Below are 25,204 nucleotides of genomic sequence, written 5' to 3'. Positions count from 1 at the left end.
GAAAAACGAATCTTGATTGCTTACTCTCTACAGTGTAAACATCCGAAGCGCAGGCCAAACGTTTCAATGCGTGAAAAGAGACGTAAAAAAGGCCGATCCGCGAAAAACCGGAGCGCGCCAAAAAAAGCTGAGCGGTTCCTCATTACGGGAACCGCTCAGCTTTTTGGCCTGCCTAAGCACAATCCGGCAGCGTCATATTCGGGCGGCTTCCGCCGCTTCCCTGGCCGTGAGCCGTCTGTGCGCCGCCAGCAGGAACGGCAGCCCGCAGGCGGTCAGCAGGGCGAGCGGCGCGAAGACGGCAAAGCCGCTTAGCGCGGCGAACCGGTCGAGCAGCAGCCCGCCGACGATCGGCGCGGCAACGCTGCCGACGTTGTTGAAGCCGATCGTGCCGAAATAGGTGCCTTTCCACTGCGGCTTGGCAATCCGGTCGATCAGCATGTCCATCATCGTGAACAGCAGCACTTCGCCGACGGTGAACACGAACACGCCGGCGAGCAGCAGCGCCAGACTGTGGCCGAGCCCGAACATGAGCAGCGACGCGGAGACGAGCACATTGCCGAGAATCAGCGGCACGACCGGACGGTACCGGCTGACCGTTTTGACGATCGGATACTGGACGAGCAGCACGACCGCCGCGTTCATCGCCAGCATGTAGGAGAACAGTTCTTTGCCATTGGCGATATGCGGGCTCAGCGTCAAATACTGCGCCAGCGTCGAACTGAAATGGCCGTAGCCGAGCACGCAGAACGTCGTTCCGATCAGCACCGGCAGGAAGATCCGGTCCCGGCTCGTCACCGCGAACGCTTCGCGGATCTTCGGAGCTTCGGCTGTGCTTCGCTGCGGCAGGGCGTCTGCATGCGCGGCGAACTGCATAATCAGCACGAGCCCGTACAGCACGTAGACGAAGCCCGCGACGAGAAACGGGAACATCGATTCCGCCGAACCGAGGCGCAGCCCGATGATCGGGCCGAACACGACCCCGATATTGATCGCGGCATAGCGCAGGTTGAACACGAGCAGCTTGTGTTCGGGCGGCGTCGTGTCCGACAGCAGGGCGCGCGAAGCCGGCTCGAATACGGAGCGGCACAGCCCGTTCAGGACGTTCACGACGAAAAACATCCAGATTTCGCTCGCTGCGGCGAAGCCGAAAAAGACAGCCGCCCAGCAAAATACCGAGACGAGCAGCACTTTTTTGCGTCCGATCCGGTCGGAAATATAGCCGCCGTAGAAACTGATCGACACACCGGCGAGAGAACTTGCAGCGACGATCACGCCGGTCAGGGTGGCGGAGACGCCCATCGAGCTCGTCAGGTAGATGGCGAGAAACGGGATGCTCATCGACGTGACGAGGCGGCCGAACATCGTGCCGACGATAATCGTCCAGGCAAGAGGGTGAATCTGTTTGAACGCTTGCGGCAGCATGGCCGTGGCCTCCTTGTTCGCGACTTTCGTTGCGATTTCCGTTTCCCTTATTGTAAGCCGCTAAAAGGGGAAGAAAAAGGGCAAGAATTTGTTTGCTTTCTTCCCCTTTTATATGCTGCAATGAACGAGGCGGTTTGCCGGGGGCAAACGCACGGAAAGGAGACGGGATATGGACCACGTCATGAGGCAGTACATTACGATTCACGATCATCTGCGGAACGCCCGCCCGGGCGGGGAAGAAGAAGCGTCCGTCACCGTCGCGCAGCTGGCGGAACTGCTGCACTGCACGCCGCGCAACGTGAAGTTCGTGCTGCGCAAGCTGGAAGAAGCGGGCTGGATTGTGTGGGTGCCGGGCCGCGGGCGGGGCAACGGATCGAAGCTGCGCTTTTTGCGCTCGGCGGAAGACGTGCTGGAGCTGCGCGTGCGCAGCCTGCTCGAACAAGGGCGGGCCAGCGACGCGCTCGACCTGATCGCGCAATCGGGCGCGGACGAAGGGCTGAAGGCGCGGCTGTGGTCGCCGTTCAATCGCTATCTCGGGCTGCACAGCGAGCCGGCGGACAGCCAGGATTACGACGTGCTGCGCATGATCCGCTACCGCAAAATGGAACCGCTCGACACGTCTTCCGCGTATACGGCGTTCGAAGTGTATATCCTCGGCCAAATTTACGAGCCGCTGATCAAATACGATGCGGCTTCGGGCAAATTCCAGCCGCGGCTTGCGCATCGCTGGGAAGCCGGCGAGCGCGGAGACCGCTGGACGTTCCATCTGCGCAAAGGCGTCCGCTTTCATAACGGCCGCCTGCTGACGTCCGCCGACGTGCGCGAGACGCTGCTGCGGCTGCGCCGCAAAGAGTCGGCGGCGCTGAGCCTGCTGCGCGACATCGAGCAGGTGGAGACGAGCGGCGAATATACGGTCATCTTCCGCTTGTCGCGTCCCAACGCTTTTTTCCTGCATCTGGTCGGCAGTCTGTACCTGTCCGTCGTGCCGGCGGAATCCGGCGAAGGGAATCTTCCGATCGGCAGCGGACCGTTTCGCGTATCCGAGCTGAGCGAACACCGGCTGTCGCTCAGCGCTTTCGACGGCTATTACGGGTATCGGCCGCTGCTGGACCGGGTCGACGTCTGGTTCATGCCGAACGCCGATCATGATCTGCGCACGTATCATCTGTCCGAAGACGACGAAGTGGCAGGCAGCCGGCAGATCGATTCGCCTGCGCAGGGCTGCCGATACCTGATCTTTAATTTTCACAGGGAAGGGCCGCATCATCGGGCGGATTTTCGCCGGGCGATACGCATTCTGTACGACCGGGAACTGCTGGTCAGCGAATTGGGCGGGGACCGCCTGTCGCCGGCTTCGGGCTTCCTGCCCCGGTTCAGCGATCCGTCCGCCCTTTCTTCGGGGACACTGGAAGAAGCCCGGGATCTTCTGCGCGCAAGCGGCTACGGCGGAGAAGCGGTCCGGCTCGTTTTTACCGACAAGAAGGAAGAATGGATCGAAGCGAACTGGCTGCGCCGCCGCGCGGAGCAGATCGGCCTGCGCCTCGAACCGTGTCCGTACGATCCCGCGCTCGGGTATCCGCAGGTGGACGAAGCGGAGCTTGCGATCGCCTCGGAAGTGCTCGAAGACGATTGGGAGCTCGACCTGCTGAACTTTTTTCTGAACGGGATCAATTATTTGGGGCGGATGCTGCTTGACGAACAGCGGGAAGAACTGCTGGCGCTGTTCGACGGGTTCATGAGGGAAGACGCTGACGGACGGGCCGATATTTTCGCGCGGGCGCAGCGCCTGCTGGGCGACAACAACTGGCTGCTGTACGGCGCGCATACGAGCCACCGCGCCTATTTCAACCGCAGTCTGTACGGCCTGCGTATGGGTTCGCTCGGGTTTCCGAACCTGTCCCGGCTCTGGGTACGGGGCGAGGACAGCGACGGTGAAGCGGCGGGCAAGCATTGAACCGGGCAGCGTTGGCTTCTATACTTGAAGAGGAAGCCGGCCTAAGGCCGCGAACGCGAAAGAGAGGCTGATACAAGCATGAACATCCAAGAAGAAGCCGCCGTCAAGCGGCGCAAAGTGATCATCGATACGGATACGGCGGGAGACGACACGATCGCGATCCTGACCGCCCTGCATCATTTCGACGTGCTGGGCGTTCTCATTACGGGCGGCAACGTCCGGTTTGATCAGGAAGTCGAAAATGCGCTGTACACGATCCAGGTCGCCGGCCAAGGCGGGGCGGACAGCCGTATTCCGGTGTACAAAGGCTGCGAGCGGCCGCTGCTGGCCCCGTGGAATTCGCCGACGCACCTCACCGTCGAAGACGTGCACGGCAGCGACGGCATGGGCGGCGCGAACTTTCCGCCGGCCGTCCAGCGGCCCGCGGAAGGACATGCGGTCGATTTCCTGATCGAGACGGTGCACCGGCATCCGGGCGAAATGACGCTGCTCGCGATCGCGCCGCTGACCAATATCGCGATGGCGATCCAGAAAGATCCGACGATCGTCCCGAAAATCGCGCATTTGTACGTCATGGGCGGCACGAACAACGCGCTGGGCAACATTACGCCGGCGGCGGAATACAATTTCTATACCGATCCGGAAGCGGCCAGCCTCGTGCTGAACTCCGGCATTCCCGCGACGATGGTCGGCTGGGAGATGTGCACGGACTTTTCGCTCATGGACGACGACGATCATGCGGAGATCGCGGCGCTCGGCACGTCGGGCGCGGCCTTTTTCGCGGCGGTCAATCAAGTGGTCATGTCGTTCAACAAAACGGTGCATCGCCTGAACGGCACGACGCATCCCGATACGCTGCTCATGGCGGTGGCCGCCGACGAGGGAATCATGACCCGCAGCGGCGACTATTTCGTCGACGTGGAGACGAAGGGCGAATGGACGCGCGGCTACAGCGTGGTCGACGTCAACGGCCGCCTCGGACGCCCGGCGAACGTGCGCGTATGTCAAGGCATCGATCGCCCACTGTTCAAAGCGCTGCTGCTGGATGTGCTGCGCGTGATCCGTTAAGGGTAAACAAAGAGATAGAGGGCACGCAGACTCGACCGGAAGGGGAGAACAAGCATGAACAGCCAACAGCTCCGAATCGATACCCAAATCGTCAAAAGCATCTGTATGGACTATCTGCTCTACGTGCCTGCGGGCTATGAAGCGGAATCTTCGAAAAAATGGCCGCTGATTTTGTATTTGCACGGCGCGGGAGGAAGCGGCATGCAGCTGGATCAGATCCGCAAGGAAGGGCTGCCCGCGAGACTGGAGAGCGAACCCGATTTTCCGTTCGTCGTCGTCGCGCCCCAATGCCCGATCGGCGTGTTCTGGAATATGCGCGAAGACGAAGTGATGGCGATCCTGGGCGAAGTGACGGACAATCTCGATATCGACCGGGATCGCGTCTATCTGACCGGGTTCAGTATGGGCGCTTACGGCGTCTGGCAGCTGGCCGCCCATAACCGCGAACGTTTCGCCGCGATTGCGCCGGTATCCGGAGGCGGCGATCCCGCTTTTGCCCGCAAGCTTGGAGGGATGCCGACGTGGATCTTTCACGGTATGGAAGACCAGGTGATCCGGCCGGCGGAGTCGGAGAAGATCGCCGAAGCGATGAGAAGCGAAGGCGCCGAAGTCGAGCTCACGCTGTATCCGGGCCTGGCCCACGACTGTTGGCGAAAAGTATACGCGAACGACGGGCTGTACCGGTGGTTTTTGGAACATACGTCTTCGGGACGCGCTCCGCTTGAAGAAGAGGAACCGTCCGCAGCCATGCAAGGGGAACGGCGGACGACGGTTCGCTCGTTTGCAGCCGAAGCTGTAGGCTCTGCCCGGCCGGCCGAAGCGCCCGCAGAGCCCGATTCGGCTGCCGCGCCTGTCGTTCAGCACGTGGAGCGTCCGTCCCGGGAAGACGGTCCGGGCGCGCTCGGCTTGTATAGCGACGGCACGGAGCGTCTGCGGATCGAGCCGGTGCAGGTCGGCGACGTCGACGGCCTGCTGGCGCTCGAACTCGGCAACCGCGACTTTTTTCGGATGTTCACCGGCACGCGCGAAGAATCGTTCTATACGCGGGACGAACAGGAGGCGCGGGTCCGGCGGGCCGTCGACGCGGCGGCGGCCGACGAGCGGTATCTGTTCGTCGTGCGCGAACGCGGCTTCGACGAGCCGATCGGCCTCGTCGATTTGACCGGCGTCAGCCGGGGCAGCCTGCAAAGCGCCTGGCTCGGCTATTTTCTCGACCGGGCGCATAACGGCAAAGGCTACATGACGGAAGCGGTTCGCTACGTCGTGCGGCATGCGTTCGAAGTGCTCGTGCTGCACCGGATCGAGGCGGGCGTCATGCCCCATAACGAACCTTCGCTGCGCGTGCTGGAAAAAGCGGGCTTCCTGCGCGAAGGCTTGTCGCGCCGCAACGTGCAGATCGACGGACGCTGGCGCGATCACGTGCTGCTGGCGATCCTGAATCCGAAAGACATGGCGGAAGAGGAAAAAGAATTCGGCGGCGGGGAGGCGATCCATCCGTGAACATTACCGACGACGCCAAAATTTTTATCGAGCGCGAAATGCTAAAAACAGGCATTCCGACGCTGCGCGTTCTGTCGAGCGGCCGAAGCTGCAGCTGCTGCGGACCGGGCTTTCTGGTCAAGCTGGGCCATGCGGAGCAAAACGACCGCATGCTCACCGTCAACGGCCTCGAAGTGGCCTATGAGCCGCATGCGGTCAGCTTCGTCGATACGGTCACGCTCGACCTGCTCGTCGATGGGCGGGGCACGGGCCTCGTCATGCGCAGCGACGACCGCTGCGCGTTGTAACGGCCCGGCAGCGGGCACTACACGGACCCGGCAGCTTCCGGGTCCGAATCGAAAGGGGCATACCGGAACATGGCCGTCACGGAAATTTTGGACATTTTCAACGAACGCCGCGAGCTTATCGGAACGGCAGCCCGCAGCGAAGTGCACGAACGGGGACTCTGGCATCAGGTGTTTCACTGCTGGATCGTGTCGGGTTCGGCGGCGGCCGGCTGGCAGCTGCTGTTCCAACTGCGCCATCCGGACAAGGAATCGTTCCCGGACAAGCTCGATACGTCGAGCGCGGGGCATCTGCTGGCAGGCGAGACGCCGGAAGACGGCCTGCGCGAGCTGGAAGAAGAACTCGGCTTGAACGCCCGTTACGAGCAGCTGGTCTACTGCGGGCTGCACCGGGACGAATACCGCATCTCCGAACATTATATGGACCGCGAGTTCACGCATGTGCATCTGCATCGCTGCGACCTGCCGCTTGAAGCGTACCGGGTACAACATAGCGAAATATCCGGACTGTTCCGGGTCGAAGCGGAGGCGTTCCGCGAGCTGATCGAAGGGAGACGGACGACGCTGTCGGCCAAAGGGTTGACCTACGACGATCAGCTTCGCCCGGTATTCGAGGAGCGTTCGGTGACGCTGGACGATTTCACCGACAATACGCCCGAATATTACGGATTGGTGTTCGGCGCGCTTGAGGGTTTGGACGGTTCGGAAAGTTAGGACGAGCACGCCAAAAACCGCCGGAGCTTAGGCTTCGGCGGTTTTTGGCGCGGCGAGTATATCGATCCCGGGTGAGGCGGCAGTAGACCGGACCCAAGGGAGATCGTGCCGGGGACAGGGGAAAGAGCTGTCATTTTGAGAACGATAGGTAAATAATCATTTCGAATCTTTTTTTGGTATGATGAAACGACGCGGACCGACCTGATCTTATTCCATTTGAAAAGAGGACTTTGCCCATGACCCATCCTTTTGCGCGCCGCATTCAGGACTGTTATCCCGAGATGCCGATCGTGGACGTGCAGACCGAACATGCCGCGCAGCGTCATATCGTGTTTACGGTCAATTACCGCCTGATTTTCCGTTTTGCCATAACTCCGACGACAGCGGAGGCGATGCGGTGGGAGACAGAGGTGCTGCTGCCCGCCGTCGCCCGCGCCGCCTCCCTGCCGGTTCCGCGCCCGGAGCGCTGTTCGTTCGAGCGGCTTGAACCGGGAGCGGCTTTTATGGGCTATGCACGGATCGACGGCGAACCGCTGTGGCCCGAGACGCTCGGCAGCCTGGAGGAGCCGGACGTTATCGAACAGGCGGCGGAAGTCATCGCGGCGTTTTTGTATGCGCTGCATACGCTGGACCTGCCGGCCGGGCATGAACGTCGACTTGAGGACGACGAAGACGAAGTGGCGGAGCAAGAAGACCTGCGCACGCTGCCAGCGGACAAACTGCACGGGCGCATCTTGGGCGAACTGTTCGAGCGGTTGAGCCTGCGATCGCGGCAGCGGTTCGAACGGGAGTACGCGGCGTTTCGCTCCGGGTACGCGGAGACGGCGCCAAGCCGCTGCTGGATTCACGGCGCGTTCGGACCCGCCCATCTGCTGTGGGACGCGCAGGAAGAAGCGGTAGCGGGCGTCGTCGGTTTCGGATCGGCCCGGATCGATGATCCGGCGCTCGATCTGGCCGACGTGCTGTTCGCTTACGGACCTTCCTTTTTCGCCCGATGCGCGGAGCGTTATCCCGGCGGCGAGGCGCTGGCGAAGCGGGCGGTGTTCCATGCCGGTCTCATGCCGCTGCGCGAAGCGCTGCACGGCCTTGATACGGACGACGCGGAATCGCTGCAATACGGCTTGGAAGCGTACGAACGGGAGACGGCCGCCGCGAGCGGCGTTTGATCGACAGCTCGGTTACAAAGTTAACGCTTTTGGCAACCCGCCTTAACATTCACCGAACATTTTTCCCGCAAAATAGAGATATCGGAAAAATGAATCCGCATTCGGACCGAAAAATGCCGTTTGGATGCAGTGAAATGTTAAGGAGTTGAGAAGATGAACGAGCCGGCGGCGCATGAAGGGCCAAGACCGGAAGACGGAGAAGCGGCGGACCGGGCAGCAGACCGGACGCTGTGCGAGCGCTACGCGCCTTATTTGATGTTCGATCTGCGCGAGCCTTTTCTGCCCAATCTGGTCGGATTTACGCGCCTGGAACCGGACGGAATATCGGCTTCGTTCCCGCGATCGTTCGCGGAAGCCGATCCGCGCACGGACCGTATTTTGGAATACGCGATTTGGTGGGATTACGAGATCGGCCATTTGCATCAATTGGAGCATGTATGGATCTATTTGGGTCCGAATGGCGAAGTGCTCGATTGCGAAGTTACTTTTCACGGCCGTCTTTTAAAAGGATTATTGAAAAACCGCAGCAATCTCAGCGACGGCACGCATGTGCGGCTGTTCGCGCAGCCGGGCAAGCATGCGCTGTCGCCGATGCCGGAGTTGTTCGAGCTGCTGCCGGATCTGTATCTGGCTGCCGGCGCCCGGGCGGGAGCGGACGGGCTGTACGCGGGCGGCGCGGGCGGGGAGCCCGCCTGCCTGCTGCCGGCCGGGGTCGAAGCGGACGAGATCGACGCGAGGGTGCGCCGGTATCTGCGTTCGTTCGCGTTCACGCCGGCGCTGGAATACGGCGAAGTCCGGCTGCTGCCGGAACAGTTCATGCCCTGGGACGAGCTGCGCGAAGCGATTCCGCTGCGGCTGTCCGACCGGCTGCTGGAGCTTGAGCTGATCTTCGCCCGGGACGGGATGCGGGAAGCCGAGACCGAGAGCAAAGCCGAACGCCGTATGCGGCGCACCCGGGAGAGCGGCGGCGGCGCGGAACGCGAAGAAGTCAGATAAGGCAAGTCCCGACGACCCTCGGCTTCCCGCGGCAGGGTCGTTTTGGTGTGCGCCGCGCTGACGGCTTCGGCAGGAGGGGGAGTTTTCCGGATTTTTATACGCGGCCCAAACGTTTACGGCGTTTCGCGCGTCTATAGCGGAGAACGCATTTCACGACGAAGGGAGACACACGCAATGACGCGTAAAAAAACTTGGTTTGCGTTAAAACTGTTCTGCGCCGCCCTTACGATCATCGTGGCTTTATTCGGGCTGATTACGCAAAACTTTTCGGCTACGCCGGTCATGTTCGTTTTTTTGGGACTGATGGCGATCGCGATGGCTTTTGACGAACGCGGCAAAAACCGGCGGGGGTATTTCGCTTTGTCGATGCTGACCGGGCTGTTCGCGCTGATTGTCGGGCTCTGCACGTTGATTTTTTGACAGCGCGTGGGCTAAAAAAAGCTTTCGCCCTAAATGTCCGCTCCATTTTGCAACATTTGCTTGTCAAAAGGAGCGGAGCATGCTATTTTTGATAATGATTATCACTATCAAAAAAAAAGGGTGGGTTTATTTTGCTGAGAAGATCCAATTTTATGCTGCTGCTGATTCTGTCCGCGCTGCTGCTGCTGAGCGCGTGCGGACAACAGGCGGCGAGCACCGAGCCGGCCGCAAGCACCGCGACGGCTGCGGATAAGCAGGCGTCTACAGACGAGGCGGCGAAGCCCGCGGAAGAGACCGCGGCAGGCAGCGCGGAGACCGTCACGTACAAATCGGACGTGGGCGACGTGGAAGTTCCCGCCGATCCGCAGCGCATCATCGACCTGACTTCTTTTACAACCGGCTATTTCGTCGCACTTGATGCTCCGGTCGTGGGCGCGCTGTCGGGCGCGATGAACAACAAGTACATCAACGAGCAGCTCAAAGCGGAAGGCACGACCGACCTCGGCGAACTGCCGACGGCGGAACCGATCCTGAACCTGAAGCCGGATTTGATCGTCGTGTACAAAGGAACGGACGGTATCGATCAGCTGTCGACGATCGCGCCGGTCGTACAGCTCGAATACGGCAAACACAACTACAAAGATCTGATGCTTGAGATCGGCAAGCTGACCAATCGGGAAGAAGCCGCTCAAGACTGGGTGAAAAAGTGGGAAGCCAAAATCGCCGAAGTGAAACCGCAGGTACTGGCAGCCGTCGGCGACCGCACCGTGTCCATTTTGAATCCGTATGCCAAAGGCGTGTACGTGTTCGGACACAATTACGGACGCGGAGGAGAGATTCTGTACGGCGAATTCGGCTTGAAAGCTCCGACCAAAGCGCAGGCCGAAGCGATCGACAGCGGCAAAGGCACGGCATCGATCTCGCTTGAAGTCCTGCCGGAGTATGCGGGGGACATCATCTTCACCAGCCCGTGGTCGGGCGACGACGGGGACCCGGAAGTGGTCTACGGCAACAGCCTGTGGAAAAACCTGCCTGCCGTCAAAGCCGGACACGTATTCCAACTGGACCCGACGTCCGACACGTACAACGATCCCGTGACGCTGGAAGGCCAACTGAAATTTTTGACGGACAGCCTGCTGTCGGTCAAATAAAAATCGATTTCAAACACTCTCTCCATGCGGGGGAGTGTTTTTTTTGCCGACAAAAGATAGAGGAGGAATACCTAAATAAATCAAATTTCATTATATGAAAAATTCACAACAATAAACCCAAAAAAACGAGAAAAAAGCAATCGCACATCCCGGAAAAATAATCAACACCGATCCGGGAAAAGATTAGGTTGACAAATCGAAACGATTACGAATATCATAGATACATGTAGTCCTTGATTAGAACTACCCTGTACATGTCCTACAGCAGCTTGACCGCCAGACGCTCGCAATCCCTTTTTTTCGCAAGATCAGAGATATTAATAGTCTTTTATAGACTTAAAAGGAGCATGATAAAAATGACCAAACCATCGATCGATCTGTCCGTATCCGCTGACGTAATAATTATTGGAGGAGGCCCGGCAGGCATGAGCGCGGCGCTGGTGCTGGGACGGGCCCGTCGGGACGTGATCGTCATCGACGAAGCGCTGCCCCGCAACCGGGTGACCGGCCATTCCCACGGCTTCCTGACCCAGGACGGGGTGGAACCTGCCGAACTGCGCAGAGCGGCCCGCGAGCAGATCGCGGCCTATCCGAGTGTCGCGTTCGTACAGGATCGGGCCGTGCGCGCGGAAGGTGTCGACGGCCGGTTCGAAGTCACGACCGGCAGCGGCCGGACTTACCGGGCACGCAAGCTTCTGTTCGCCGTCGGCATGCAGGACCTGCCGATCGAGCTCGAAGGGCTGCAGGATGTCTACGGCAAAAGCGCTTTTGTCTGTCCTTACTGCGACGGCTGGGAAATGCGGGACCGTCCGATCGCGATTATCGCGAGCAGCGCCCATGCGATGCATTTGACCCGTGTCGTGTCCGGCTGGACCGACGATATCGCGCTGTTTGTCCACGGAGAAGGAGAAGCTTTGTCCGACGGGGACAAGGAACTGCTGCGCGGCAAAGGCGTGCCGGTCTACGAATCCCCGATTGTCCGCATCTCGTCGGAATCCGGGCAGACGCGGGCGATCGTGTTGGAAGACGGAACGGAAGTTGCGCGCACGGCGATCTTCTTCGCGCCGAAGCTCGCTCCCGGTTCGGAGCTGCCGGCTGTGCTCGGCTGCGCCGTGACCGAATCCGGCGCGATGGCGGTCGACGAATTCGGACGCTCGGACGTCAGCGGCGTATTCGGAGCGGGCGACGGCGCTTCGCAGAAATACCAGGTTGCCGCCGCCGTGGCCGCAGGTTCGATGGCGGCCGTAATGATCAACTCCGATCTGCTGGAAGCCGACTGGGAATCCCGCAGCGCGGTGCCGAACCGTTGATCGCCTAGCGATATTCCGTTCGCCGGACTTCCGCCTTGTTCCCCGCGCCTGCTGCGTATAAAATAAACCTAGACGACGAAACTTCGCGTTTCGTCGTCTATTAGGGGCTTCGGTTACATACGCCGGGCAATCGGACGGTCGAAATACGGGCTGTGCGCCCCGGCGAAGAACGGGAGGATGGAGACATGGATTTTCGCTATGAAGAAAACCGGGGTGAAGTGCTCGAACAGGACGTGCAGCCGGAGTCGATCGGGCAAAAGCTGCGGCTGATGAACGATGCCGACCGCACGTTCTGCGTCCTGTCCGTCAGCGACCATCTGTACATCCAGTGCGCCGGTTCTGCGGACCGGATGATCGTCGAGATGCGGCGGGCGGCCGGCGACGGGTTTCGGCATTACGCGATCGGCCACGTCGTCGAGCACGTCGAGAAGACCGGACCGCTGCGCCTGCGCACCAAGCGGGAGCGGCAGGTCAGCGAGACGTTCGACGCGGCGGGGGCGGAAGCGTTGTTTCTCGCTTTCGCGGCCGCATCCGATATTCCGCCGATTTTCACCAAGCGGGATATGACAGATATTTTCGCCTAAAAAGGAGAGGACGTACCCGAGTGCAGATCAAAACAACGCTTTTCACCGCTTCGTTCATGCTGCTTATCGGAATCTGGCAGGTGTGGAGCAATCTGGGGGCAGACGGCAATACGGCGCTGCTCGTCTTTTTCGGGCTGGCCGGACTGATCGGGTTATACCTCGTATCCGTAGCCGCGCTGGATCTCGCGATCAAAGACTTTTCCAAAATCCGCGGAGCCGTCAAGAGCCGGCACCGCAACCAAGTCTGGGTCACGCTGCCTAACGGCAGCCACAAAAGCTGCGTCATCGATGCTTCCCAACAACCGGAAAACTTCCCGCTGGGACAGCCGGTCGAGTTGACGCTCGGACGCCGCAGCCGGTTGGTTCTGCGGATCAACCGGGTCGAGGCTTAGCCGAACGGGAAACGGGGCACGAACCGCATGGCCGGGCATGATCGGGAATTGCGCAGGGCTGCGAAAAAGGCATTAACAAAAGGATTAAAAAAGGCATAAAAAAAGACATTAAAAAAGGAAGCGCCGGCGTCGGCGCTTCCTTTTTGTGTTTGACATTTATCCAATCGCAATCAAATCTTGAACTGCTTGATGATCGTCTGCAAATCGTCGGCCAGCACGGCGAGCGCCTGCGAAGAAGACGAGATTTCTTCCATCGAAGCGAGCTGCTGCTCGGTGGCAGCCGAGATGTTCTGCGTATTCATGGCCGATTCGCGGGCGATGCCCTGCACGTCGACGATGGCATCGTTCACCTGGCCCGTTCCGCCGGACAGGCGTTCGAGCGTCTCGGTCACTTTGCCGATCTGGGCGACCGCTTCGCCGACGGCGCGTTCGATTTTGTCGAACGAACGACCGGCTTCGCCGACGATCTCAAGACCGGATTGTACTTCCCCGGCCGTGCTCTCCATCGTGCGGATCGTCGTGTCCGTATCCTGACGGATCAGGTCGATCAGCGCGGCGATCTGCTTCGTGGAATTGTTCGACTGTTCGGCAAGCTTGCGCACTTCGTCGGCGACGACCGCGAAGCCCCGGCCGTGTTCGCCGGCGCGGGCCGCTTCGATCGCCGCGTTCAACGCCAGCAGATTGGTCTGTCCGGAAATTTCCGAGATGACGCGCGTAATCTGCTCGATCTCGCCCGACCGGCGGCCCAGGCTTTGCACCGCTTCGGACAGGCTGCCGACGTTGGCCGAGATCGCGTTCATCTGCCGGCCGGCTTCGCCGATCGAACGGCTGCCTTCGGAAGACGCTTCGGATGCGTGCAGCACGTCTCGGCGCATATCCGCGGTATAAGCCGCGATATTGCGTGTATGCTCCGTAATGTCGGTGATGGCTCTGGAACTATATTCGACTTTGCTGGATTGATGATCCGCACCTGTCGCCAGTTCCTGCACGACCTGCGTGATATGCTCGCTGGCCCGGCTGTTCTGCTCGGCGCTCGCGCTCAGCTCTTCCGACGAAGAAGCGACGATGTAAGCCGATTCCTGCACGGAGCCGAACACCGTCTGGAGCTTGCCCGTCATCTGGTTGAACGAAGCCGACAGTTCGCCGATCTCGTCTGTAGAGACGTACGTGCCTTTGACCGTGAAGTCGCCGTTCTCCGCCTGGGCGAGCAGGCGAACCAATTCCTTGACCGGACGTACGATCGAACGGGCAATCAGCGTGCCGATCCCGACGAGCAAGGCGAGCGCGAGCACGATCAGGCCGATGACAAGAATCGTGATGTCGTCCAGGTTGGACTGGCTTTTCTCGTTGATGGCGCCGGCCGTTTCGATGTTCGAAGCCTGCAGCGCTTTGAGCGAATCGTTGACCGCTTTGCGGCTGGGCTCGACCGTCGAAGTGTACAGGCTGTAAGCTTCGCCGGATTGGCCGGCTGCGATCAGGTCAAGCACCTTGGCACGATCGCTTTGAAGCTGCACGGCCTGCCCCCGGTATTGATCGAGAATTTGCTGCTGCTCCGAAGTCAGCGGACCTCCGTCCAGTTCGTCGGCGATCGCGTCGATCTCTTCCCAGGCCGACGTAATCTCTTCCCGAAGCTCCTGCACGCGCGCGGTATCGGTTGCGGTCAGCAGTTCAAGCGTATAGGCGTCGCTTGCACGCGCGTTGATCCGGGCCTGCATGACTTTGCCAAGCGGAATCAGATTGTCGCTGTACATGATCTGCGAATCTTTGGACAGCTGCCGGATGTAATTCAAGCCGGTAAACCCGACTGCGCCGAGCGCGATCGCGCTGATCGCGATCAGCATGATCAGTTTTTTGGCCACGGAAAAGTTTTTGAACAATTTCAACGTAATCCTCCTCATAACGGTATATTCCAAGTTCTCTTCGTATATATCGGCCAGATTCGAAAACGGTTAAGGCTTTTTGGGTCCGGATGAAAAAAAGAAATGATTGGAAACGCGTTTTCGGAGGTAAGTTACCGAATAAACGCCATAAACGCCGAACACCGGGGGAGGGAATCGTTTGAACGGAGCAGGCAGCGAAATCATTTTTTGGATCCTAGGCGCAGCTTTTATCGCATTCGGGTTGTATTCCGGCGCCCGGCAGCGCAAACTTGCGCAAAGCGAACATACCGTGCCGGGACAGATCGTCCGTTACGAAGAATTGGCGGATACCGGATTCGAACGAAGCAGTACCGGCATCAAATATTATCCGGTCGTCCGGTTCGATGCCGGCGCCGGTCCGATCGAACAGGTGTCGCAGGTCGGAAATCCGTCGCCGCAGCCGCCGATCGGCGCGAAGGTCGACGTCCATTACCGGCCTGACCATACCGCGGCGTTCGAAATTTTGGGCGGAACCGACGCGCTGCGCAAGCAGACCGGTCCGATCGTGCTCGGCGTCGTTTTTCTGGCCGTCGGATTCGCGCTTCTGCTGTGAAGGTGCCGCTTCGGCGCCTTTTTTTGCGTGACGAAAAAGCAGGGATTCGGGGTAAAAAGACGGGGTAAAAAGAAAAGAACGTCCAAATCCGACACAACGGGAGGAATCTTCATGCCAAACGAACAACCGATCGTTCAACCGTATCGGATCGATATTCCGCAAAGCGATCTTGATGATCTGAAGCAGCGGCTGTCCCATACCCGGTGGCCGGAAGAAGCGCCGGGCGGCGGCTGGAATTACGGCGTGCCGCTGAGCTATATGCGCGAGCTGGCCGATTACTGGCGCAGCGGCTACGATTGGCGCACACATGAGGCCGAGCTGAACGCCTACCCGCAGTTCATGACGCAGATCGGCGGGGAGAACGTCCATTTCCTGCATATCCGCTCGCCCGAACCGGATGCGCTGCCGCTGCTGCTTCTTCATGGCTGGCCCGGTTCGATCGTCGAATTTCTGGACCTGATCGGTCCGCTCACCCGCCCGCAGGAATACGGCAGGCCGTCTTCGGACGCGTTCCATCTGGTCATTCCTTCGCTGCCGGGCTACGGATTCTCCGGTCCGACTTCGCAGGCGGGCCTGGATCATAAAGTGATCGCCGGTATGTTCGTCACCCTCATGAAGCGGCTCGGCTACGAACGGTACGGCACGCAGGGCGGAGACTGGGGCTCTGTGATCTCGCTGGAAATCGGCGCCCGGGACCCGGTCGGCGTGGTCGGCGTCCATGTCAATATGCTGATGACCCCGCCGCCGGAAAATCCGAAGCAGCTGGCCAAGCTCAAGCCCCGGGACCGCGAGCAGCTCGACAAAATGAAACATTATGCCAAAGAGCAGTCGGGTTACTCCGTACAGCAGGGAACCCGTCCGCAGACGCTGTCTTACGCGCTGACCGATTCGCCGTCCGGACAGTTGGCGTGGATCATCGAGAAATTTTACGAATGGACAGACAAGACCGGGCTGCCCGAAGAAGCGATCGACCGCGACCGTCTGCTGACCAACGTCACCATCTATTGGCTGACGGCGACCGCCGGTTCTTCCGCCCGCCTGTATTACGAGACCATGCATGCGCAGCAGCCGCCGCTGCCGGAAGGACTGTCTTCGGAGGATGCGCCTCCGCTCGGCGTCGCCGTGTTCCCCAAAGACGTATCGTATCCGATTCGCGCTCTGGCGGAAGAGAAATATAACGTCCGGCATTGGACCGAGTTCGACCGCGGCGGCCACTTTGCGGCGTTGGAACAACCGGAGCTGCTGAGCGGCGACATCATCGAGTTTTTCCGCAAAATCCGTACCTGACGTTTTCCGCTCCCGCAGGCGAATGATCCGAGCGTCGAGAGAATAATCAGATCGTGGAGAGAATGATCCGACTGTTGGGAAAAGCTTGACGTGAAACGCGTTCCAGCCTGTACGGTAGGAAGCAGGGAGTGTCGGCCAAGCGCCGATTCTTTTTTCAGTCCTATTTTCTAACCGGGAGGCGTATCCATCATGACTTATTCAACCGATCCAAGAGATACCGCGGAAGCTTCGTCCAAATTGGTGTTTATCGATATTGACGGAACGCTCGTCGACGACTACGGAACCGTTCCTCCTTCCGCGATTGCGGCCTGCCGGCAGGCGCGCGCGAACGGACACCGGCTCTACCTGTGCACCGGACGTTCCAAGCCCGAGATCTACGACGTCATCTGGGAGATCGGCTTCGACGGCTTGATCGGTGCGGGCGGCGGCTACGTCGAATGCGGCGGCGAGACGCTGTACCACAAACAGGTATCGGAAGCGGACGTGCGGCATATGGTAGACTTTTTCGAACGGCACGGGATCCATTTCTATCTGGAATCCAATGCCGGGCTGTACGCCAGCCGCAATCTGCAGGACCGCTTGATCGCGCTGATCCACGGCGACGTCGCCAACGACCCCGGCGCGCGGGAACAGTTCGAACGCGCGCCGCATCCGTTTCTCGGCGCGCTCACGTACGGGGAGACCGATCTGTACAAAAGCGACGTCAACAAAGTGTGTTTCCTCGAAAGCGACCTGCCGTTCGATCTCATCAAGGCCGAGTTCGAAGGCAAATTCGAAGTGCTGCAGTGCACCGTGCCCATCTTCGGCAAAGACAGCGGCGAACTGGCCGTACCCGGCGTACACAAAGCGGTCGCGATCGCCGACGTGCTCGTGCACCTGAATCGTTCGGTCGCGGACACGATCGCGATCGGCGACGGGCTGAACGACATGGAAATGCTGCAATACTGCGCGGTCGGCATCGCCATGGGCGACGCGCGGGACGAACTGAAAGCGGTCGCCGACCACGTGACGGGCACGATTCAAGAAGACGGGCTGTACCGCAGCTTCCTCAAATACGGACTGATCGCGGAGTAGGATCATGGAATAGGATTACGGAATAGGTTGACGGAATAGATCCGGCCGGCTCGCAGCTTTAGATTGCGGCCGGCTTGCGGCGGGTAATGAAGAAAGGGTAACGGCATCCGGGTGTACGTGCCGGATGCTTCTTTTAATTCTGAGAGGAGCGATTCCATGACTTCAACGAACGTAAACGCCGCTCAATCCGGTACTTTCACGATCGGAGGCGATATGACGGTTAACCGGCTGGGCTACGGCACGATGCAGCTGACGGGTCCCGGCGTCTGGGGAGATCCGAAAGACCCCGACGAAGCGGTCCGCGTACTCAAGCGCGTCGCCGAGTTCGGCGTCAACTTTATCGATACCGCCGATTCTTACGGTCCGGCCGTCGCCGAACCGCTGATCCGCAAAGCGCTGCATCCGTACAGCGACGATATGGTCATTGCCACCAAAGCCGGCCTGACCCGCTCGGGTCCGAACGATTGGCGTCCGGTCGGACGTCCGGAATATTTGCGCCAGCAGGCGGAGATGAGCCTGAGACTGCTCGGTCTGGAGCGGATCGATCTGTTCCAGCTGCACCGGATCGATCCGAAAGTGCCGCTGGCCGACCAGCTCGGCGAACTGGAGCTGCTGCGCAAGGAAGGCAAGATCCGGCATATCGGGCTGAGCGAAGTCAGCGTCGAACAGCTGCGCGAAGCGCGCGAGATTACCGATATCGTATCGGTGCAGAATCTGTACAATCTGTCGAACCGCAAAGCGGAAGACGTGCTGGAAGAAGCGGAATCCGGCGGAATCGCCTTCATTCCGTGGTTCCCGCTCGCGACCGGCGAATTGGCCCGAGACGGAGGACCGCTGGACGAAATGTCCAAGCGCCTAAATGCCAAGCCGGCCCAAATCGCGCTCGCCTGGCTGCTCAGACGGTCGCCGGCGATCCTGCCGATTCCGGGCACGTCGTCCGTCGCCCATCTGGAAGACAATATGGCGGCAGCCGGCCTGCAGCTGAGCGACGAAGATTTCGAGACGCTCAGCAATCTGGCTTAAGCCGATGGGCGACCATAAGCCGAGCGGCGGCGGCAAAGACAACCGGAATCCGCTGTTTCGGGGATTGAAATCGCTGGAAGGTCCGTTTGATCCTTTTGAGACGTCGGCGCTGCCGGATCGGCCGGGCGAGCTGTTCTTGAACTGGTTCGAGCAGGCGCTTGGGGAGAAAGCAGCCGAACCGCATGCCGCGACGCTGTCTACCGTCGACGAAGACGGGCGGCCCGACGCGCGGGTCCTGATTCTCAAAGACGTGCACGGCGAGACGTTCTTTTTCGCTTCCGGGCTGGAGAGCCGCAAAGGCCGACAGCTGCAGCAGGTGCCGCATGCGGCGCTGACCTTCTATTGGCCGGCGCTCGGCCGGCAGATCCGCCTGCGCGGCAGCGTCACGGATACCGGGGCGCAGGAAGGGGCCGACGATCTGAGGCGGCGCGGGACCGAAGCGCGGGCACTTGCCATGCTCGGCCGGCAGAGCGAGCGCTTAGATAGCAAAGCGCAGCTGGATCAGGCGCTCGCCGAGCAGCGGGAGATTCTGCGGCAGGACGCGGACGCGGTCACGCCGCTGTGGCGGCTGTTCGCGCTCCGGCTCGAAGAAGCCGAGTTCTGGCAGGCCGATGCGGATCGCAAACATACGCGGGTCCAGTATCGGCTCGCTGCAAACGGTGCGTGGGAACACGGATTGTTGTGGCCTTGAGCCAGCGATAGGCGTGCAGTCACGATGAGGCATACGGTAGTTAAAAGGCGTAGTAGCGTAAAGGCGGGTAGTCACCAAAAGGCGTGCAGTAGCGAAAAGGCGGGTAGTCACGAAAGATCGAATAACCCGGAGCCGTTTGGCGGCCCGGGTTATTTGGCATGCCGAAAGGTTGCGTGCGCATGCCGCGTGCCGGGAATTTATGCTGCGCGGACATGTGGAGGCACGATCACGGACGCAACCTTCGGACAACTTCGGGTTTATTCATACCTCTTCATACCTCTTAGGACAACTTCAGAACTTTCTTTTTAGATCTCTTCCAACTTCTTCATACCTATTCAGACCTCTTCCGGCTTCTTCAAACTTGTTCGGATCTCTTAGAGCCTACGCCTCGATTACGACCCGATTCGTAGGCTCAAAATTATTAAGTGCATAGCAGCACTTATTCGAGCTGAAAACCGCAGAAATGCCGAATAACTGCTTATATCCACTTATTTTGCGGGAAAAGATAGCTTGCGGTAGTTATGACCGGAAATAAGTGCTCCTGCGCAGTTATTCGACTCCGCGCACGCATAACTAAGCAAAATAGATGTTCTCACGCAGCTATTTCGGAGAAAACGAGCAGAAAGCTGCGTTTTGCAGGCCGGCTGCAAAATAATAATTCGAAATTAAAAGATATTGTTCATTATTCGTCCGCGAAATCCGTTATAATAGAGAATAAGACAAGAAAACGGTTATATAAAGATAAAGAGGACAGGAACACATTTCCAGAGGAGGTATGGACTATGATTAGGCATGTGATCTTCGATTTCGACGGAACGATTGTTAATTCCCGGCCTCTTATTGTCGAGCTGTACAACAGCCTGGCGGCCAAGCACGGCTATCAACCGATCGGCGACGATACGTCGGAGCCATTTGCCGGTCTGTCCATACGCCAACGTTCCAAGACGCTCGGCATTCCGCTGTATCGTCTTCCGTTTCTCGGCTTCCAGCTGTTCTCGGAGTACCGCCGGAAGATCAAAACGCTCGAACTCAAGGACGGCGTAGGCGACCTGATTCGGGAATTGAACGCACAGGGCTACCAGCTCAGCATCATCTCGTCCAATCTGGAGAGCAATATCCGTTCGTTCCTGCGCCATAACGAGATCAGCCAGTTCGTACAGGTCCGCTCGTGCTTCAGCCTGTTCGGCAAGCACCGCGCTATCCATTCGTTCCTGCGCGACAACAAGCTGCATCCGCGCGAAGCGCTGTATATCGGCGACGAGCTGCGGGACATCCAGGCCGGTCAGCGTTCGGGCATCAAGATGATCGCGGCAGCCTGGGGCTACGATTCGTCGGAACTGATGACGCGTTTCTCGCCCGACTTTATGGCGTTTTACCCGGGCGAAGTCTCGGCGGCGATCGAAGGGTTCAACGCAAGCGCAGGGAGAGCGGCAGGTGCCCTGTAAAATGTAAGCGTTATTTTAAGTTTTCAAGCAAGCATTTGTTTAGCATTTGCTTTGGATCTCTTCCTCAAAAATAGCGTCGAAAATCAAGTAAAAAGCCCGTTATCCCTCCAGAGGGATAACGGGCTTTTTCAAGTCAATCAGCCGCTCAAATGACGATTTCCATGCCCGGCGTAAGCGAGAACAGGCCGGTTCGGCCTTCGCTTCGCAAAATGCGGCAGACTTCATGCGTGTCCGTATCGGGCGCATGGACCAGTACGACCGACGAGGCCGGCGCTTCGTCCAGCATCAACCTGACGTCTCCGATGCCTTGATGGACTTTGTAGAACTGGTGCATGACCCGGCAGCGCACGCCGGGCAGCTGCCGATCGAGCAGCTGGCGGGCCCGCGTGCCCCGGGAAGCGTGCCCGGTCAGCACGACGAGGTGATCCGCACCTGGCGCAAGATGCTCCAGATAACGCTGCGAGACCGCCGATTCCAGCATCCCGTCAGGCGCCAGGATAAGGCAGGGCCCTTCCCGCCGCAGCGCGTCCGCGCGTTCTTCCTCGCTATCGACGAGGATCAGGCGGTTGACGCAGTCCTGCGTCAACCGGCGGATCGACTCCGCGCTTCCCGCACGCAGCCAGAGCGGATCGTCGAGCAGATCCATCAAGCCCTGCCAGATGATCCGCTCGACGACGATCGGATACGGCGACAGATACCGGCACGCCCAGATCAGCAGATCCTGGCTGCGTCCGAACGCCGGCAGCGGCAGCAGCGTCCGCCCGCCGCGTTCCAATACAGACAAGATCGACGTCCGCAGCCGTTCCAGCTTGGACGCCTGCGGCTCGTCGTCCGTGCCGTACGCGTTGTCCACGATCGACAGGTCGCTGATCCTCGTGGACAAGCCCGATTTCTCCTCCGGGCTTTCGGGCGAATCGGCTTCCAGCAGCGCCGATTCCCGGCTGTAGTCGCCGGAGAAGAACACCCGCTTGCCTTCCGCTTCGATCCGCAGCCAGACGGAGCCGGCCAGATGTCCTGTGCGTCCCCACATGAGGCGAATCGGTTCTTCGCCGGGTGCGGGGACCCAGTCGAACGCTTGACGCGGAGGCGCGTAATCTTCGAGGAAGCGAAACTTCATCGCGTCGATATGTTCCTGTTCGTAAGGGAGCAAGCCTCCGCGGGAAGCGACGAACCGCTTCCAGCCGTCGAATCCTTTGCGCAGCTGGCGAACCGTCGCCCGCGTCGTCCAGATCTCGCCCGCATACCCGTGCTTGTAGAGCAGGGGCAGCGCCATGGCGTGGTCTTCATGCGCATGGGAGAGAAAAGCGGCCGTCAGCTGCGGAATTTCCGCCGGTTCGAGCAGCGGGTAGAGGCCGCGTTCTTCCTTCTTGACGCCGCAGTCGAGCAGCAGGCGGCAGCGTTCGCCCACAATGCGATAGCAGGACCGGCCATGTTCGCCGGCGCCGCCCCATACCTGTAATTTCATCATCGCGCATTCCACTTTCTTTTCGAGCCGAGGCTCTCCATAATCACGAGAATAAGGGTAGTGAAGCCGACCGACACGACGGCCATCGCCATGCCGAGCGATACCTGTCCCTGTTCGAACTGGGCGAAGATGAACGTGGCCGACGTCTGCATCGACGGCGGCAGGATCAGCAGGGAGCCGACCAATTCGCGCGAAGAGATCGTGAACGTCATCGTCCAGCCGGCAATAATGCCCGGCAGGATCAGCGGCAGCGTGATACGCGCCAGCAGGTACGACGGTCGGCCGCCGAACACCTGACCGGCCTGCAGCAGGGAATCGTCGATTTGCCCGGCCGCGCTTTTGACGTACTGCACCGTATACGGCACGAACAGCACGACATAAGTCAAGATGACGATGCCGGCCGTGTTGTAGAGCGGAATCGGCATCCACGGCGAGTTCCAGAGCAGGATCAGGCCGACGACGATCACGATGCCGGGCACTGTATTGGGCAGCAGGCTGAGCAGGTCGACCGAACGCTGCCTGGCCGTTTTGGAACGGCGAATCGTGAGCGCGAACCAGGTACCGAGCACGGCGGCGACACTCGAAGCGGCCAGCGCGAGCCAGATGCTGTTCATGAGCGCTTTCATGCCCGGCGTGCCGAAGCTCAGCAGCTCCCGGTACGCGTCGAGCGTCGTGTTGCTCCAGGACAGCCCTTCCCCGCGCAGCTTCATCGTCGAAGCCGCGATAATCGAGAAGTAGGGGATGCCGATCGAGAACACGAGCAGCAGCAGGACGAACAATCCGCCCAGCCACAAGACCGGGCCGCGTCCGGATTCGGCGGAACGCCGCGAGCCTTTGCCGCCGACGAGGCTGTACGTGTACCGCCGGTTCAAGACGGACTGCACGTACCACATGAGCAGGCAGACGCTCAGCAGCAGCGAAGAGAGCGAAGTCGCTTTGCCGAAATCGATCGGCCAGCTGGAGACGTACCGATGGATCTCGGACGTCATGACGTCGTAGCCGATCCGCTTGCCGAACGTGGCCGGTGTGCCGAACTCCGCGATCGTCTTGACGAAGATCAGCATGGCGCCCATGCCGAACGACGACAGCAGCAGCGGAACGACGATGCGGCGAAACCGGTACCACGCCGGAGCACCCAGCACGGAAGCCGCTTCTTCCAGACTCCCGCCGATCCGCTCCAGCGCTCCGCGCAGCAGCAGGTACAGAAACGGGAACAGATGCAGGCTCATGATCGCGATCATGCCGCCGAAGCTGAAGAAGGAAGGGGCGATACGTCCCAGAGCCGGGACAAGCTGTTCCAGGTAGCCGTTTTTTTGCATAAACAGAATCCAGCCCATTGACCCGATATACGGCGGCGTCATGAACGGAATGAGCAGAATCACTTCCAGTCCCCGGATGCGTCCGAGCGGCGTATGGACCATGATCCAGGCCAGCGGAAGCGCCAGCAGCGTCGTACCGACGATGACGCAGAGGCCGAGCCAGACCGTATTGAGCATCACTTTGGCCAAATCGGCGTCCGCAATCGTACGGAAGGGAGCTGCAAGCTGCAGCTCCCCGTCCCGATACACGCTTTGGATAAAGATTTGGATCAGGGGGATCACGATCAGGAGCGTCAGGACCAACAGGGCCAGCAGGACCGACACGCTCCGGATCGGTTTTGGCGTCGGAGAAAGGTTCATCTTACTTGAACAGCTTCAGGAACCGTTCCGTCACGTCGGCTCCGTTCTCGTTCATCCAGTCCCAGTCTACCTTCAGCTGCGGAATTTCGTCGAGATTGGCCCGGTTTTCGGCTTTGATGTCGGTACGTCCCGGCATGAGGTAGGCGTCGGATACGAGATGCTGCGCTTCGTCGGACAGCAGATAGTCGATAAAAGCTTGGGCGTTGGCTTCGTGTTCGGTCGTATTGAGGATGGCGGCCGGTCTCGGGCTGATCACGGTACCTTCGCTCGGATAGACGATATCGATCGGCTCGCCTTTGGCTTTGGCGCTGTACGTCATGTAATCGACAGCCGAAGCGACGATGCCTTTGGCGCCCGTGATGACCGGGTCGAGCGCTTCCTTGTTCGCGCCGGCAAGCGTTACGCCGTTCGCTTTGTAGCTCTCGAACAGCGACCAGCCCGCATCCCCGTTCGCGTTCAGGTAACCGGTCATGAAGTCGAGCGCCGAACCGGACAGGGAAGGATCGGGAATATTCACCTGGTCTTTGTATTCCGGCTTGCTCAGATCCGACCAGGACTTCGGCGGCGTCGTGATCAACTTGGTGTTGTAGGCGATACCGAGAGCGGAAGCGCTGGCGCTGAAGTAATGGCCGTCCGCATCCGACCAGTCGGGATTGAGCTTATCCGCGTTTTTCGCGTCCGGATACGGCAGAGTCAATCCGTCGGCTTTGAGTCCCTGTGCAGCCGGAAGAGACGCGAGGATGACGACGTCGGCCGCGGGATTGCTTTTCTCCGCTTCGAGGCGGGCCAGAATTTTGCCGGTCGTGCCCTGGAACACTTCCACGTCTACGCCGCTTTCGGCTTCGTAGCCTTCAATGATCTTGTTGGCCAGTCCTTCGGGACCGGCGGTGTAGACGGTAAGCTTGGTGTCGGCGCTTTGCGTCTGCTTGGCCGGCGTGCTTCCGGCAGCGGCGGCCGGGTCGGCGGCGGCGGTCGGCGTCGAGCTGCCTGCGCTGCCGCAGGCGGTCAGAGCCATGCCGAAAGCGAGCGTCAGCGCGATCGGGGCGGTACGGGCGAGTTTGCTTTTTACGGTAAAAGTACGGTTCCACATAAGTATTCCTCCTGGGA

At 59.9% G+C, this 25,204-nt stretch carries 23 protein-coding genes; 18 read left to right on the top strand and 5 right to left on the bottom strand.

Annotation, left to right across the window (positions count from 1 at the left end; genetic code table 11):
- Positions 1–192: 192 nt before the first annotated feature.
- The gene (locus FFV09_RS22340) at positions 193–1,419 is read right to left on the bottom strand and encodes an MDR family MFS transporter (protein WP_425472334.1); all 1,227 of its coding nucleotides are present in this window, start codon (positions 1,417–1,419) and stop codon (positions 193–195) included.
- Between the two features lie 172 nt (positions 1,420–1,591).
- Between FFV09_RS22340 and FFV09_RS22335 the strand changes: the two genes are divergently transcribed.
- From FFV09_RS22335 to FFV09_RS22280, 12 genes are all read left to right on the top strand, one after another.
- Entirely contained in the window at positions 1,592–3,376 is a 1,785-nt protein-coding gene (locus FFV09_RS22335; protein WP_141449898.1) for an ABC transporter substrate-binding protein, read from the top strand.
- A 78-nt stretch (positions 3,377–3,454) separates the two neighbouring features.
- Positions 3,455–4,444, top strand: a complete 990-nt coding sequence (locus FFV09_RS22330; protein ID WP_141449897.1) for a nucleoside hydrolase — start codon at positions 3,455–3,457, stop codon at positions 4,442–4,444.
- 54 nt (positions 4,445–4,498) lie between these two features.
- Positions 4,499–5,944, top strand: coding sequence for a GNAT family N-acetyltransferase (locus FFV09_RS22325; RefSeq protein ID WP_141449896.1), 1,446 nt, complete (start codon positions 4,499–4,501; stop codon positions 5,942–5,944).
- Positions 5,941–6,231, top strand: coding sequence for an adhesin (locus FFV09_RS22320; RefSeq protein WP_141449895.1), 291 nt, complete (start codon positions 5,941–5,943; stop codon positions 6,229–6,231). Before FFV09_RS22325 ends, FFV09_RS22320 begins: the two co-directional genes overlap by 4 nt.
- A 69-nt stretch (positions 6,232–6,300) precedes the next feature.
- Entirely contained in the window at positions 6,301–6,942 is a 642-nt protein-coding gene (locus FFV09_RS22315) for an NUDIX hydrolase (RefSeq protein ID WP_141449894.1), read from the top strand.
- Between the two features lie 236 nt (positions 6,943–7,178).
- Positions 7,179–8,108 carry a phosphotransferase family protein gene (locus tag FFV09_RS22310; RefSeq protein WP_141449893.1) on the top strand — a complete coding sequence of 310 codons (930 nt, stop codon included), beginning with the start codon at positions 7,179–7,181 and terminating at the stop codon, positions 8,106–8,108.
- 153 nt (positions 8,109–8,261) lie between these two features.
- Positions 8,262–9,104: a hypothetical protein gene (locus FFV09_RS22305; protein WP_246098417.1), complete on the top strand. Its 843-nt coding sequence runs from the start codon at positions 8,262–8,264 to the stop codon at positions 9,102–9,104.
- Between the two features lie 174 nt (positions 9,105–9,278).
- Positions 9,279–9,524 (top strand): DUF3953 domain-containing protein, encoded by a 246-nt coding sequence (locus FFV09_RS22300; protein WP_141449892.1) that lies wholly within the window; start codon positions 9,279–9,281, stop codon positions 9,522–9,524.
- A 131-nt stretch (positions 9,525–9,655) separates the two neighbouring features.
- Positions 9,656–10,675, top strand: a complete 1,020-nt coding sequence (locus FFV09_RS22295) for an ABC transporter substrate-binding protein (protein ID WP_246098416.1) — start codon at positions 9,656–9,658, stop codon at positions 10,673–10,675.
- Positions 10,676–11,031: 356 nt separating this feature from the next.
- Complete coding sequence (locus tag FFV09_RS22290; RefSeq protein WP_141449891.1) at positions 11,032–11,985, top strand: NAD(P)/FAD-dependent oxidoreductase; 954 nt, start codon at positions 11,032–11,034, stop codon at positions 11,983–11,985.
- 185 nt (positions 11,986–12,170) lie between these two features.
- Entirely contained in the window at positions 12,171–12,569 is a 399-nt protein-coding gene (locus tag FFV09_RS22285) for a hypothetical protein (protein WP_141449890.1), read from the top strand.
- Between the two features lie 20 nt (positions 12,570–12,589).
- On the top strand, positions 12,590–12,961 hold the full coding sequence (locus tag FFV09_RS22280; RefSeq protein WP_141449889.1) for a hypothetical protein: 372 nt from the start codon (positions 12,590–12,592) through the stop codon (positions 12,959–12,961).
- A 170-nt stretch (positions 12,962–13,131) separates the two neighbouring features.
- Here FFV09_RS22280 and FFV09_RS22275 read toward each other — a convergent pair whose 3' ends face one another.
- Positions 13,132–14,844: a methyl-accepting chemotaxis protein gene (locus FFV09_RS22275; RefSeq protein ID WP_141449888.1), complete on the bottom strand. Its 1,713-nt coding sequence runs from the start codon at positions 14,842–14,844 to the stop codon at positions 13,132–13,134.
- Between the two features lie 175 nt (positions 14,845–15,019).
- Between FFV09_RS22275 and FFV09_RS22270 the strand changes: the two genes are divergently transcribed.
- The 6 genes from FFV09_RS22270 (at position 15,020) to FFV09_RS22245 (ending at position 20,953) form a co-directional block, all read left to right on the top strand.
- Positions 15,020–15,433 (top strand): DUF3592 domain-containing protein, encoded by a 414-nt coding sequence (locus tag FFV09_RS22270; protein WP_141449887.1) that lies wholly within the window; start codon positions 15,020–15,022, stop codon positions 15,431–15,433.
- A 111-nt stretch (positions 15,434–15,544) separates the two neighbouring features.
- The gene (locus tag FFV09_RS22265; RefSeq protein ID WP_141449886.1) at positions 15,545–16,720 is read left to right on the top strand and encodes an epoxide hydrolase family protein; all 1,176 of its coding nucleotides are present in this window, start codon (positions 15,545–15,547) and stop codon (positions 16,718–16,720) included.
- Positions 16,721–16,909: 189 nt separating this feature from the next.
- Entirely contained in the window at positions 16,910–17,794 is an 885-nt protein-coding gene (locus FFV09_RS22260) for a Cof-type HAD-IIB family hydrolase (protein ID WP_141449885.1), read from the top strand.
- A gap of 156 nt (positions 17,795–17,950) precedes the next feature.
- Entirely contained in the window at positions 17,951–18,817 is an 867-nt protein-coding gene (locus FFV09_RS22255; protein ID WP_141449884.1) for an aldo/keto reductase, read from the top strand.
- A 4-nt stretch (positions 18,818–18,821) separates the two neighbouring features.
- Positions 18,822–19,508, top strand: coding sequence for a pyridoxine/pyridoxamine 5'-phosphate oxidase (locus FFV09_RS22250; RefSeq protein WP_141449883.1), 687 nt, complete (start codon positions 18,822–18,824; stop codon positions 19,506–19,508).
- A gap of 782 nt (positions 19,509–20,290) precedes the next feature.
- Complete coding sequence (locus FFV09_RS22245) at positions 20,291–20,953, top strand: HAD-IA family hydrolase (protein ID WP_160441649.1); 663 nt, start codon at positions 20,291–20,293, stop codon at positions 20,951–20,953.
- Between the two features lie 145 nt (positions 20,954–21,098).
- Here FFV09_RS22245 and FFV09_RS22240 read toward each other — a convergent pair whose 3' ends face one another.
- From FFV09_RS22240 to FFV09_RS22230, 3 genes are read right to left on the bottom strand one after another with little or no spacing between them, the layout of a single operon-like run.
- Positions 21,099–22,421 carry an MBL fold metallo-hydrolase gene (locus FFV09_RS22240; protein WP_246098415.1) on the bottom strand — a complete coding sequence of 441 codons (1,323 nt, stop codon included), beginning with the start codon at positions 22,419–22,421 and terminating at the stop codon, positions 21,099–21,101.
- Positions 22,418–24,097 carry an ABC transporter permease gene (locus FFV09_RS22235; RefSeq protein ID WP_141449881.1) on the bottom strand — a complete coding sequence of 560 codons (1,680 nt, stop codon included), beginning with the start codon at positions 24,095–24,097 and terminating at the stop codon, positions 22,418–22,420. The genes FFV09_RS22240 and FFV09_RS22235 overlap by 4 nt, the downstream gene beginning before the upstream one ends.
- Before the next feature lies 1 nt (position 24,098).
- Entirely contained in the window at positions 24,099–25,187 is a 1,089-nt protein-coding gene (locus FFV09_RS22230) for an ABC transporter substrate-binding protein (RefSeq protein WP_141449880.1), read from the bottom strand.
- Between the last annotated feature and the right edge of the window lie 17 nt (positions 25,188–25,204).

This window comes from Saccharibacillus brassicae (assembly GCF_006542275.1).
GTDB classification, from domain to species: Bacteria; Bacillota; Bacilli; order Paenibacillales; family Paenibacillaceae; genus Saccharibacillus; species Saccharibacillus brassicae.
This window is presented reverse-complemented; position numbering and strand designations above follow the sequence as displayed.